8 protein-coding genes are annotated in these 13,666 nt (G+C 33.7%); all 8 read right to left on the bottom strand.

What is annotated here, in order from left to right:
* Window positions 1–14: 14 nt before the first annotated feature.
* The 8 genes from RM519_RS08205 to RM519_RS08240 all read right to left on the bottom strand — a co-directional run bounded on the left by RM519_RS08205 (window position 15) and on the right by RM519_RS08240 (window position 13,664).
* Window positions 15–2,261: a glycoside hydrolase family 20 protein gene (locus RM519_RS08205; RefSeq protein ID WP_311593214.1), complete on the bottom strand. Its 2,247-nt coding sequence runs from the start codon at window positions 2,259–2,261 to the stop codon at window positions 15–17.
* Window positions 2,262–2,274: 13 nt separating this feature from the next.
* On the bottom strand, window positions 2,275–3,579 hold the full coding sequence (locus RM519_RS08210; protein ID WP_311593215.1) for a serine hydrolase domain-containing protein: 1,305 nt from the start codon (window positions 3,577–3,579) through the stop codon (window positions 2,275–2,277).
* Between the two features lie 72 nt (window positions 3,580–3,651).
* Window positions 3,652–5,871, bottom strand: a complete 2,220-nt coding sequence (locus tag RM519_RS08215) for a GH92 family glycosyl hydrolase (protein WP_311593216.1) — start codon at window positions 5,869–5,871, stop codon at window positions 3,652–3,654.
* A 7-nt stretch (window positions 5,872–5,878) separates the two neighbouring features.
* Window positions 5,879–8,209 (bottom strand): GH92 family glycosyl hydrolase, encoded by a 2,331-nt coding sequence (locus tag RM519_RS08220; RefSeq protein WP_311593217.1) that lies wholly within the window; start codon window positions 8,207–8,209, stop codon window positions 5,879–5,881.
* 21 nt (window positions 8,210–8,230) lie between these two features.
* Window positions 8,231–10,345, bottom strand: coding sequence for a c-type cytochrome domain-containing protein (locus RM519_RS08225; protein WP_311593218.1), 2,115 nt, complete (start codon window positions 10,343–10,345; stop codon window positions 8,231–8,233).
* Window positions 10,346–10,356: 11 nt separating this feature from the next.
* Entirely contained in the window at window positions 10,357–11,157 is an 801-nt protein-coding gene (locus RM519_RS08230; protein ID WP_311593219.1) for an FN3 associated domain-containing protein, read from the bottom strand.
* Complete coding sequence (locus tag RM519_RS08235) at window positions 11,154–12,197, bottom strand: NHL repeat-containing protein (RefSeq protein ID WP_311593220.1); 1,044 nt, start codon at window positions 12,195–12,197, stop codon at window positions 11,154–11,156. Before RM519_RS08235 ends, RM519_RS08230 begins: the two co-directional genes overlap by 4 nt.
* A gap of 9 nt (window positions 12,198–12,206) precedes the next feature.
* Window positions 12,207–13,664 (bottom strand): DUF1501 domain-containing protein, encoded by a 1,458-nt coding sequence (locus tag RM519_RS08240; protein ID WP_311593221.1) that lies wholly within the window; start codon window positions 13,662–13,664, stop codon window positions 12,207–12,209.
* Window positions 13,665–13,666 lie beyond the last annotated feature (2 nt).

Genomic DNA, 13,666 nt, shown 5'->3' on the forward strand with positions numbered 1-13,666 from the left:
TTTATTGAATCGTATCAATCAATAATTATTTCATCAGCGAAAATCCAAGATTTTGTGCCAGCCGCATGATGCCAATAAGGAGGCTGTTTCATGCTTTTTGCAAAAACTTTTATATATCTTGTCTTAACCTCATTAATAATTAAATTAAAATATTTAATATCATTTACCTTACTCTTTTTTATGAGAGGATAATCATTTTTAACGATGCCAATAGGTTTAAATTTTTTTCCATCATTAGAAATTGAATAGGTCACATCAATAGGGAAAAAGACAACATGATTGGTCACTTGTAAAAATGCAGTGGAGATAGAACTAATTGGCATTTCTTGCCCTAAATCCACAATTGCTTCCATATGATTTCCTTCAAAACCTAACCAGTTCGCATAAAAACTATTACCTCCGATGGCTCCATCTGTTAGTACTTGTGGATTTTCATTTGCGTATTTTTTTGGTTTTGTAAGTAAGATTACCTTTTTACCTAACCCTTTGTTAGGTTTCATAACAACCTCTAACGCAATGTTATAATTGTTAACATATTCCTGAACCGTAAAGCCCATTTCATTCATTAGTGATATGTTTTCATTTTTACAAGTTTTGTGAAAATTGGTCAGTTCTTCTTTAACGAAAGGATTAATTTGAGGATTGTCATCAGCATCTTTATTAACTAATCTAAATTTAGAAGAAATACTTTTTTTACAAGCCTCTAAAATGGCATAAGATACGCCTAGTTTCGCAGAATTTACACGTTGAATTAAATCATCGTTGTATTTCACTGCGTTTATAGCTTCGTTAAACAATTCATTGTATTGTTCTAGTAAATCAGAGTTTAAGTAGGAGTCAAAAGCCTGAGACGGATCGCCATATAAAAACAAAAAGAAATCAGGGTCCTCGTTAATTTTTGCGTGGATTAAATCTATATATTCTTTAATATAAATACCTGCTTCTTTATAATAGCCATTTGTAAATTCAGAAATTAAATCATCCATTTTTAATTTTGGGTTCCATAGTAATTTGGCCATAACATATGATCGAAGTTCAAATAATTCACTCGGATTATTGCTATGTTGTTCAAATATCCATTTGGCATTATTCTCCTTAAAAAAGGAAATGTTTGGTTCGATGGTTTGAAGATTTGGAAATGGAGCTAGGAAATTTGTAAACTGCGTCGTATAATCCCATATTCTAATATTTTCAGTCAATTTCCCCCATCCTTTTAAATCTTCAGAAAAATCAGGGCATTTTTCTTCTATAGAGCCACTTCTATCACATTCAATAGAACATAGTGTAATTAAAACATTCGGTAGTGGTTTGGTTTTACATGGCTTTCTTGTGTACTGATACGCAAGTGTTGATATGGTTTTATCTGGAAAGTCGGCCGCCACCTTATTTACAAATTGAATCATAGTTCCAGAAGGACTCCCTTCTTCAAAATCAATGGCTTTACAGTTTTGACATAAACAATGTTGTTGGTTATCATCTTGACTAACAGAAACAACAGAAGAATTTGGATATCTCTTAAAAAGGGAGGATACAGAATCCTTAACAATATCTAGCACCTCAGGGTTTGTTAAACACAATTGTGTTGGGACTCTTTTTCCATTTCGCAAGGCAAAATAATCCGGATGTTCCTCAAAGAATTTTTCTTCAGGTAAAAATTTATGAAAGGTATGAACTCTTGCTGAAGGTGCATATTTAGGGAATGCTAGCGTGGTAACTTTATGTTTATTAGCAAAAGATTCATTCTGATAAAATAAGCGAGAATGTACTGTTCTTGTTGTTATTGGCGGCGTGTAAAAATATGACTCAAATTGCGCTAGTTTTAGCACCTTTAAAGTTGGGATATCTTCAACTGTAGGAGAGTACCATTTACAATTTAAGTATGCCTCTAAAAATTCATAAACCCCATTTTGTACAGCCTCCTCATGCCAACCACTTATAAAAATATTTTTGTCGATTGATTCAATTTGAATTTGATGTTTTTGATCAGGATTCGTTTTTAAATAAATGTAATTTTTATTTGAGGTCGCTTCATTATTCCTGACGATTGGAATACGGACATCGGTTATTTTTTCAACGTAAAATTGAAGTTGTTCACCCGCCTTTTGAATTTTATTCGATGCGTCTTTTGGCAGTACTATTTCATAATCGGTATGTCCATTATTAACTAAGGTATTTGAATTGCTAGTACAGGAAAGAACTAAAACGAAAAGAAGATTATAATATATAATTTTACCTAGGTGTCGTTTTGTTTTAGTTTTCATCGTCTTAATAAGTTTAGTTGGTTTCAGTATAAAAAACCTGTTGAAGAGCTGGCCTGATATTTAATTTATACAAGTTTCTATTATCTCTTGTTGGATATACACGATTAGACAGAAAAATGAATACCAATTCATGTGTTGGGTCTGCCCAAACAAACGTTCCAGTAAATCCACTATGTCCAAAACTTTCAGGGCTCACTTCTGGTGCTGGATAAGCCTCAGATAATGGTAGTGCGGAATTGTTTAAAAGTGGTTTATCAAAACCCAATCCACGTCGATTGTCGTTTTCTGGATATTGAACTGATGTAAATTCTTTAACCGTTTTCTCTCTTAAATAATGTTTCTCATTGTACTGACCATATTGCATTAACATTTGCATAATTACTGCTAAATCAAATGCGTTTGAAAAAAGACCAGCATTGCCCGATACGCCGCCAAACAAAGAGGCATTTTCATCATGTACATAGCCATTAACCGTTGTATGACGGAATAAAGTATCTTTTTCGGTTGGGATGAAAGATTGATTGGAATTCTTTGCTTTTGGATTGTAGGTTAAACTATTTAGTCCTAAGGGTTCGTAAAAGTTTTCGTATAAATAGTTGCTGTATTCGGTTTTGGTAATGTCGGATATTATCTGTGGATAGAGCAAAAAACTCAAGCCGGAATACACATATTTCTTGTCTTCTTTTACCCTGGATTTATTGATTTTTCGATAAATTTTATTATGAAAATTTTTATTGATGTAAAGACTGTCATTTACTTGTTGATTGTATTTTTTAGAATAGGATGTTCTTACATATCGATGCTTTAGCTTACCCTTTTTTAACACTTCCGCTAAAAACACAATGTAAGATTTAAGCCCTGCTTGATGGGCTAAAATTTCTCGAAGAGTTAAGTCTTTTTTGGATTTATCATTCTTCCAGGGCTTCCAAAAATTATAAAAAGGAATATCCAAGTCCATTCTTCCTTCTCCTACTAATTTCATAATTGGAAGTAAGGGGCCTAATACTTTAGTAACAGAAGCAAGATCGTAAACATCATTCAAATTTACTTTTTGAATGCTATCATAAGTGTGAAAACCATAGGCTTCATGAAAAACAATTTTTCCTTTTTTCGCAACCAAAACCTGAGCACCGGGAAAGGCCTTGTTCAGGATCCCTAAAGTCATAATAGAATCGACCTTAGAATAAATTTTTACCGAATCTAATCCAACATCACTTAAACTACCATATGTCAGTTTAGTTGAAGATTGTCCAAAAAAATTCACAACGAATAGCATTGATAATGAAAGTAGCGTGATATTATTTCTAAGTTTATTCATAGTTTATAGATGCAGAAACCAGCAAAATGTTAAATTTTTCAACTGTCATTTAATGATGAAAATCTTTTTATGCTATTTTAATATGATGTTTAAATTATTTCCATTTACCAATTCATCATGACTTATAAAGAAATCAGACTTCCTCCCATTCAATTCTATTTTATCAATTGCTCCAGTACCTTGTTTGGTAATTGTAATAGAATTATTTTTATAATATTCAGTATCTAATTCAATTGTTACTTTATCAAATACTGGCTTAGTAATAGTATACACAGGCTTGCCAGGTATAATAGGGTAAATCCCCATCATACTGTACACCAACCAAGAACTCATAGTACCTGTGTCGTCGTTTCCAGGAATTCCATTTGAATTGTTTTTATAATGTGTTTTAATAAGGTTGCTTACATGTTTTTGAGTTCTGTGTTCTTCACCCTTTATATAATTAAACAAATATGGATAACCAATATCAGGTTCGTTGGCCATGTCAAATTGCTTGTTGCTAAACACTTTTTCCAACTGATTTACAAAGCCTTTTTTGCCACCCATTAACTTAATGAGTTCAGGAGTGTCATGAGTTACCATAAAGGTATATTGCCAAGAATTTCCTTCTATAAACGCTATGTTTTTGACAAAATTGGCGCCGGTATCTGGACTGAACGGCTCATGCCAAGTTCCATCTTTACTTCTAGGTCGTAAAAGGTTAAACTCTTTGTCAAAGAGTATTCTATAAGTAGTAGAGCGCTTGTAAAATCGTTTCGCGTCTTCTTCTTTTCCTAATTCATTTGCGAGTTGGGCAATAGCAAAATCAGCAATATTAAATTCTTGTGTAATTGAAACAGCACCACTCTTTGTAGATTTTTCTGTGATATAACCTCTTTCTAAATATTCCTTTAATTCTTTACGAACGGGATTGTTTTCAATTTGATCAGCACTTTTAAGCATGGCTTCATAGGCTTTATTTACATCAAAATCTTTGATGCCTTTTAAATAGGTGTCGGCTATTACTACTGCCGCTGGATCACCAACCATTGTAAATGTTTCAGTCGAATTTAATTCCCATTTCGGAAGCCATCCGTTTTCGTCATACATCTGTAACATGGTTTTTATCATATCCGATTGTTGCTTCGGAAAAATTAAAGATAACAGTTGATGTGTGTTTCTATAGGTGTCCCATAATGAGAAAACAGTATATCGAGTTCTGTCGGTATTGGCAACTTTGCCCGTACCAATTTCTTGATAATCGCCATTTATATCATTAAATGTGTTTGGATGTATTTGTGTATGATATAGTGCACTATAAAAAATAGTTTTATCTTCTTCAGTTCCACCTTCAACCTTTATTCTGGATAGCGTTTCATTCCATTTGTTTTTGGTTTCGATTCTTACATTCTCAAACGATTTGTTCATCGTTTCTTTTTCAAGGTTTTCTCTTGCATTTTCAATACTAACATACGAAACTCCAAGTTTTACTTCAACGGTGCTTTTCTCTTTAAAATTATAAGTAAAAAATGTTCCAATACTATCACCAGCAATCATTTTAGTGTTGTTATTCATGATTCTGGTTTTTCCATTATAACCCATCCATTGTGCTTCTACACCATCGTATTTTTTAGGAGTATTCCAAGTTCCAAATTCATCTGCGGGTTTTGAAAATTTAGCAACAAAATAAACGGGATAGGCATTTTCTGGACTGTTGTAGCAAAAAGAACCTACCGTTCTCATTCCTTCAATTTCTGTGTCCGAAACTATTTGTACCATAGCGCCAGATTCATTGGTTAATCCAAGCCCTAGGTTCAATAAAACATTAGATTTTCCTTTCGGAAATGTATATCGACTAATTCCAACTCTTTTAGATGCCGTAAGTTCTGTTATTACGTTGTACTTGTCAATATCTACCCTGTAATAGCCAGGTTCGGCATTTTCATTTTTGTACGTAGACCCATATTTAAAATGATTGGTTTCTAAGTTACCTGTGGTTGGCATTAGCAACAACACACCTAAATCTGGGCAGCCAACTCCACTAAGATTAACATGACTGAAACCGGTTAAAAAAGTATTTGTATGTTCGTATGGGGTTGAAAACCATTGACTATCCTTGTCAAATTTATTTTGTTTTCCCGCAGCGTTAAATGGTGTTAAATTAACCATTCCTCTTGGAGCGATTGGTCCTGGATTTGTGGTTCCATAATTAGAGGTGCCGATAAATGGGTTTACGTAATCAGTTAATTCTTGCGCATTACAAACAAATGCTGCAGCTAATAGAAGTATAATCGAAATGGAAAATTTATTCATTTTAAATTTATTTTTTAATGGGCTGTTGGTTACTCAGTGAATAGGGAGCATTTTCTGGTTTTGAAGCCCATTTTTTATTTGGAGTGCTATCCATTCTAAAATTTAATTGACCTCCATTTTGAATATCGTCAAATTTTAAGAAACTATTTTCTTGAGGCCTTCCATTTAGGGTAGCATCTTGGATGTAATAATTTTGTTTTGAGTTGTTTTCTACTGAAACGGTAAAAGTATTTCCGTTTTGCAGATGTAACGTTGCTTTGTCAAATAAAGGACTTCCAATCACATACTCATCAACCGCAGAAGTTACAGGATAAAACCCTAAAGAACTAAATACATACCAAGCAGAGGTTTGTCCATTATCTTCATCACCACAGTAACCATCTGGAGTTGCTGAATATAATTTAGTTAAAACTTCGCGAATCTTTTTTTGCGATTTATAGGGTTGTTGAGCGTAATTATACAAATAGATCATGTGCTGAATTGGTTGATTTCCGTGTGCATAATTCCCCATGTTTACAATTTGCATTTCTCTAATTTCATGAATGGTAAATCCGTAGTAAGAATCATCGAATTCTGGAGCCATTTCAAACACTTCATCTAATTTATTTACAAAACTATCACTACCTCCCATTAAGTCTATCAACCCTTGAACATCATGAAAAACGGACCACGTATAATGCAAACTATTTCCTTCTGTAAAAGCGTCTCCCCATTTTAAAGGATTGAATGGCGTCATAAAGTTGCCATCATTATTCTTACCACGCATCCAATTGGTTTCTGGATCGAATAGGTTTTTATAGTTTAGAGATTGTTCATAATATTTATGTGCTATTTCTTCTTTGCCTAGTTTTTCAGCCATTTTAGCAATGGTAAAATCAGCAAATGCATATTCCAACGTACGTGCAGCATTTTCATGAATTCCAATATTGTAAGGCACAAAACCTAGTTCATTATATTCATCTATTCCCGCTCTTCCAACAGAGTTTACTGGCCTACCTTCAGATTCAGTGGCGTTTTTAAGCATGGCCTCTAATAAAACTTCTGCATCCATATTGTCTACACCCTTTAAGAAAGCATCGGAAATAATTGGGGCAGAGTTGGAGCCGATCATACAATCTCTATGTCCTGGGCTAGCCCATTCTGGTAACCAACCAGATTCTTTGTAAGTATTGGCCAAACCATCCATTATTTTACTATTCAATTCTGGATACATCATATTAAAAAATGGAAATACCGCTCTAAACGTATCCCAAAAACCATTATCAGTAAACATATAACCAGGTAAAACTTCTCCGTTATAAGGACTGTAATGAACAACTTCATTGTTTTCATCGTATTCATAAAACTTTCTTGGAAAAAGTAAAACACGATACAAACAAGAGTAGAAAGTTTCAATATTGGCAGTATTCGAATCTTCAATTTCTATTCTGCTCAATTCTTTCTCCCATGCTTGCTTTGCTTTTGCTTTTGTTTGTTCAAAAGAGTCAGTCCCAATCTCTCTGTCTAAATTTAATTGTGCCTGTTCTGGGCTTATGAATGAAGAAGCCACTTTTACATGTACTTTTTCTCCTTTCTTTGTTTTAAACCCTATTATTGCACCAACATGATTCCCTTCGTTATCAGTTGAGTTTTCAATCAATTTCCAGTCATCTCCCCATGTATGATTCAATTCAAAATCCTTGTCGAATTCTGCGACAAAATAATTGTGAAAATTATCTGGGACCCCACCGCTATTGTTTCTGCAATACCCAATAATTCTTCTTTCTTTAGGTAAAATTTTTACCATGGAACCTTTAAAAAAGGCATCGAGCATTATGTAAGATTCATCAGATTCTGGAAAGGTAAATTTAAAATGTGCCGCTCTTTCGGTTGGAGAAACTTCAGCAGTAACATCATAATCTGCCAAGTACACCTGGTAATGATGAGGTTTTACAGTTTCCGCTTTATGAGAAAACCATGAACCTCTTTCATCTTCCTTATATTTTAATTTTCCAGTTGTGGCCATAAAGGAAAAAGCAGCGTAATCATTAATCCATGGGCTTGGTTGATGTGTTTGTTTGATGCCTCTAATTTTATTTTCATCATATTTATAGGTCCAGCCATCACCCATTTTGGAGGTCATGGGCGTCCAAAAATTCATTCCCCAAGGAGTTGCAATTGCTGGGTAGGTATTTCCGTTTGAAAGGCTAAAACTAGAATCCGTTCCCATTAGTGGATTTACATAATCTACTAAAGATTGAGCAGTTGATTCGACCTTTTTAGTCTCTGTTGTTTTATCACAAGCAATAAAAAGGGCTAGAATTAAATATCCTATAAAGTGTAATTTGAATTGTTTCATTAAGTTGATTCTAATATGATGTTAATGTAGCATTATTTCGTCTACGAATATCCAAGGTTTATCTCCGGCAGCGGGATGCGATGAGGGTAACTTTTTTGGATTACTAACTATTATTTTAAAAAATTGTGATTTGGTTTCGGGAATTTTTACAACGAAACGATTTATATGGCCAATAGCGGATGGTCCTAGACTTTTAATTTTTGTACTTCCTAAAAATTTATAAGGTCCTTGCTTGGAATTGGAAGTGTATAAAGAGATTTTATTTGGATATAAAATGTAATTGTTGAAGTTTTCTAAGCAATTCACAGATAATGAAGAAATAGATTTTTGCTCTTTTAAATCTACAATTGCTTCAATATCTAATCCGTTAAATCCAGTCCATTTTCCATCTCTAAAATTTAAAGATCCTTCTTCAAAATCAAATAGTTTTGCAGCTCCCGGATATCTTTTATCAGGATTAACTTTTAATGAGAAATCTTCAATTTGTACTCCGATTTTAGAAAAACTCCGATTTAATGTTTCGCTTGGTAACCAATTGTTTTTATATACGCGTGCCATTAAATAAGCACCTTCCTTTAAAATTATTGGTTTTGTATATAATTCCGAATGTTCATTAGGTTGTGTACTGTCCAATGAATATCGAATTTCTGCACCTCTCATTTTTGTTTCTAAACGAATAGATATAGTATCAACAAAAAGGGTTTTTTCTGTGTTTAAAACGGGCTTTTTTAAGGCTACTTTTTCTACAAATCCATCAAAAACACCATTGCTTATCGATACATTAAATTCTTTTTCCATATTACTCACATCACTACTAGCAATTTCTGAACTCCATGTATAAATCTTTGGAATAGGATTGTTTTCTAAAAGATCTTTTAACCCATTTAAAGTAATTTTAGTATTGTACAGGTTGAGAAACTCCAAATCTTCTAGATTGGTTATTGCTGATAAGGTTTTATCCGCAATATCCGTATTATCGAGCCTAAGTCTTTTTAAATTTGAGAAACGTTCTAGATTTCCTAACATGTTATCTGAGATTCCAGAATTGTTTAAGTCTAATTCAACAATTTGTTCTACAATATTGTTTAATTTTTTTAGGTTTGCTTTCGTTGCGTTTTTTCCTAAAAATTTAACGGTTAATTCAGGTTTGTTGGGAACAATAGAAGTAACACTAAAGCCCGATTTCTGAACTTTTGAAATATCGGAATCCGATGCAAATGGAATTTTCTTTTTCTCGAGTATAAGATACTTTGTTGCAATTCGTTTTAAAGTATCATTAACAGGTAGTGAATGGATTTTAGTCTGAAAGTCTGCATTATTACGAATCCAATATTTTAACACCCATAATTCGTCTTTAGTAAGTTGAGGTTTTCCTTCAGGCGGCATATGAGCATCGTCTGTAATTGGAAGTAAAGCACTCGAATATATTAGGCTTTCAAACGGATCTTTTGGATGAAGAATAACTCCGCTTTCACCTCCTTTTAAAATGGTTTCTTTCGTTAGAAGAGATAAATCCCCTTTCTTTTTGGTCGAATTATGACACTGTATACATTTATCATCTAAGATTTTGCACACAACATTTTCGAATATTTTTAAACTATCAACTTCCAAAATTAAAGGTTCTTCTTGTGGTGCATAAGCGTATTCTGTAATAAAATTTTCACCATGTGTCAGGACGCTTCCATAATGCCCCGCTGCACTTAAACATGCAATTGTTAAAACAAAAAAGGGAAAGAAAAGTAACCTTGTATTCTTCTGAGTGGATTTACTCATAAAGAATAGGACGATAATCATAACCGCTGCTGCAATTCCTAAATAAAAATGGAAGTCGAGTACGGATTCATCATAACCTCCTTCTAAGGATAAAAAATAACCTAGTAAACATGTTAATACTGCAAATACAGCTGAGAACCCTAAAGAATAATGAACTGCCTTATGTTGGTATTGTTTTTTTAATCGTCCAACAATATCTAAATAAAATGTTATTAGAAGGGCTCCAATAGGTAGATGTAAAATCAATGGATGAAACCGGCCTAAAAATAAAATTAGTCTAGAAGGTTCCTCAGAATCGCTATTTGCAAATGTAGAGATAGAAATAACCCCTATTAGAAATGTGAGAATATATTTTTTCAGCATCTATTTAATAATTAATTAAAAATCCACTCATCCATAAACAACCAGCCTTTTTTTCCTTTGCCTTCGTGCCATGATGGGATTTCAGATTCATTTTCTATTTCTAATTCAATTGCAAGTACGGATTCTTCTATTGGTATGTTTAGTATTTGTATTGAAGAATTTACATTTTTTTCTAAGGACTTTAATTCAGTAATTTCTTTTGAAATAAAAGTGTTTCCATCCTTTGAAATGGAAATTTTAATTAATCTAGGAGGAAAAATCCATGAGCCAGGACTAGATAAATATCCTAAATCAATTGATGAAATATCTGTAGGCTTTTCAAAATAGACAGTGGCATGTGCTTTATTATCAAACCCTAACCATTGCTTATCTCCAAAATTTAAAGAACCCTTTGTATGATTGGTCAATGTATTTTCTCCAGACCCAGAATATTTTTCACTTGGTCTTGAAATCCATTGAATTGATTTAATAGATTTTCCTTTTTTAGCAAGAGATGTTGTAATAGTTTGGCTTGGCACTAATTCTGGATGGAATGCTTTAAATTTAAAATTTATGGGCTCTGTAATTTTCAGTTCTCCATCAACCAATTTTGAATCCTTATTAGGTTCAGAATCATCTGTTGTGTATCTAATTTCGACATTCGGATAGTTCAATTCTGCGTTTAAGACTACAAAAGAATCAATTAATTGATTAGATATATGTATTGTTGGTTGAACCAATTGAACTTCAGATTTTTTTAAAAAATTAGAAGAACTTTTTTTACTACATGATATGAACGCTAAAGTTATTATTAAGAAAACTATCGTTCTCATATTCGAGTTAATTTTATAGGGTAGGATTGCCCCGAATTCCATTGTGCAACGTATAGATTTTCTTCATCGTCTACACACACATCATGAGGGTATTGAAATAACCTAATACTTTGATACAATTGGTTTAATTTTCCTTGCTCATATCTTGGCACCGTTGCTCCAGGGCATGAAACAACTTTGTTGTTTTCATCCATAATTAATAAAAACCCTGAATCTTCATTAGGTGCTTCTTTAGATTTTAGAACGGCAAAATAAATGTCTTTTTTGTGAATAACTGGTCTGCAAATTAGCGCCCCGGGAACCGGAATAGATGATAAATAGTTGCCCTCTAAACTAAATCGTTTCAATACATTTTGAGCTCTTGCAGAAATTAGTAGGCAAGGATTATTTGGATCTCTATCATCGTAGCAAATACCATGCGCATTCAAAAACTGATTGTTGTCGGTTCCTTTTCCGCCAAACATATTTAGTAATTCTCCTTTATGATTGTAATGTGAAATAAATTGATTTCCATAACCGTCTGCAACATAGAAATCACCATTTGGTAGAACGGTAGTCTCTGTTGGTTTAAATTCGTCTTTGGTTGGATACTTAGTCTTATCTGAAGGGAAGTCAATTTCAAAAACAACTTTACCATCAATAGTTGTTTTTATAACTTGATGTCTCTCATAATCGGTTATCAATAAAAAATCTTCACCATTTTCTTTAAGCAATGTTAATCCATGGCCTCCTGGGTAATTGGTTCCCCAAGTTTCCAAAAGTTTGCCAGATTTATCGTAAATAATTACATTGTTCTTTGTGTGGTTGGTTAACATTACCAATCTGCCCTTTGAATCTTGCACCATTTCATGGCAGTCCTTAACAGGGGTTTTGGTTGGATCTAAATTCCCCCAATTCATATCAACTTTATATTGGTACGAATTATGACCTATGATAATGTCTTCATTTCTTCCAATTGAAAAAGCACTGCTATACATTGGGCTCGATAAAATGCCTAAGGTGGCAAATGATGATCGTTTTAAAAAACTACGTCTGCTCATAAAAATGGGTTAACTTAAAATATCGTGGTTAACATGACCGGCTATATCGGTTAGTCTGAATCTACGTCCTTGATGTTTATAAGTGAATTTTGTGTGATCTATTCCGGTTAAGTGCATTAAGGTTGCTTGTAAATCATGAACATGCATTGGGTCTTTTGCAATGTTATATCCGAATTCGTCTGTTTCTCCATAAGTAAATCCAGGTTTAATTCCACCACCGGCCATAAACATGGTAAAGCATCTTGGATGATGGTCTCTGCCATAAGTTGTATCCGTTAATGCCCCTTGGCTGTAGTTAGTTCTTCCGAATTCACCACCCCAAATAACCAATGTGTCATCTAACAGACCACGTTGTTTTAAATCCATTATTAAAGCAGCAGTGGCTTGATCCACATCTTTTGCTTGCCCACTTAATTGTGTTGGCAAATTATCATGTTGGTCCCAGCCCATGTGGTATAACTGAACAAAACGAACGTCTTTTTCAATTAATCTTCTTGCTAATAAACAGTTTGCGGCATAGGTGCCAGGAATCATAGCGTCGGCGCCATACATTTGAATAATATGATCAGGTTCCTCATCAATATTCATGGTTTCTGGAACAGAAGTTTGCATTCTATAGGCCATTTCATATTGTGCAATTCTACTATTTATTTCAGGATCGCCAAATTCTTGTTCTTGTTTTTGATTTAATTCGCTAAGGTGATCTAGCATTTTACGACGTTCACTTCTGCTCATTCCTTCAGGATCTTTTAAATATAAAACAGGGTCTTTACCAGCTCTATATTGAACACCTTGATGCAGGGAACTTAAAAAACCATTCCCCCATAAACGCGAATATAATGGTTGGCCAAACGGTCTACCAGAACCTCTAGAAAGTAGTACAGAAAAAGTTGGAAGATTGTCATTTAAACTACCTAAACCATAACTCATCCATGCACCGATACTTGGTCTGCCAGATTGTTGTGATCCTGTTTGAAAAAAAGTGATTGCCGGGTCATGATTGATGGCCTCGGTATGCATTGTTTTTATAAAACACAATTCATCTACAATTTTAGCAGTATAGGGCATAACTTCACTTACCCATGCTCTAGATTCTCCATATTGGTTAAATTTAAAATTACTACCAACCAATGGAAATCGTTCTTGTCCAGAAGTCATACCCGTTAATCGCTGTCCTTTACGAATGGAGTCTGGTAAGTCCTGACCTCTCATTTTATTCAACATAGGTTTATAATCGAATAAATCTAATTGAGAAGGTCCGCCACTTTGAAATAAATAAATTACACGTTTTGCTTTGGGTGCAAAATGTGGTAGATTTAATCCAGTTGGGTTAACACTAGTTTCCTTAGAAAACATATTAAAAGGGTCTATCATAGAAGCAGCAGCCAATCCGCCTATTCCCAACCCTACCTTTTTTAAGAAATGTCTTCTGTTGTTATTTAAATGATGCTTTAAATGTTCTTCCATAA

It is taken from the genome of Urechidicola vernalis, from assembly GCF_031846385.1.
Lineage (GTDB): Bacteria > Bacteroidota > Bacteroidia > Flavobacteriales > Flavobacteriaceae > Urechidicola > Urechidicola vernalis.

Bases quoted from the DNA above. Each gene is read 5' to 3' on its own strand.
- RM519_RS08225 (WP_311593218.1), bottom strand. From the start codon at position 10,345: ATGCTGAAAAAATATATTCTCACATTTCTAATAGGGGTTATTTCTATC.
- RM519_RS08240 (WP_311593221.1), bottom strand. From the start codon at position 13,664: ATGGAAGAACATTTAAAGCATCATTTAAATAACAACAGAAGACATTTC.
- RM519_RS08205 (WP_311593214.1), bottom strand. From the start codon at position 2,261: ATGAAAACTAAAACAAAACGACACCTAGGTAAAATTATATATTATAAT.
- RM519_RS08230 (WP_311593219.1), bottom strand. From the start codon at position 11,157: ATGAGAACGATAGTTTTCTTAATAATAACTTTAGCGTTCATATCATGT.
- RM519_RS08220 (WP_311593217.1), bottom strand. From the start codon at position 8,209: ATGAAACAATTCAAATTACACTTTATAGGATATTTAATTCTAGCCCTT.
- RM519_RS08235 (WP_311593220.1), bottom strand. From the start codon at position 12,197: ATGAGCAGACGTAGTTTTTTAAAACGATCATCATTTGCCACCTTAGGC.
- RM519_RS08210 (WP_311593215.1), bottom strand. From the start codon at position 3,579: ATGAATAAACTTAGAAATAATATCACGCTACTTTCATTATCAATGCTA.
- RM519_RS08215 (WP_311593216.1), bottom strand. From the start codon at position 5,871: ATGAATAAATTTTCCATTTCGATTATACTTCTATTAGCTGCAGCATTT.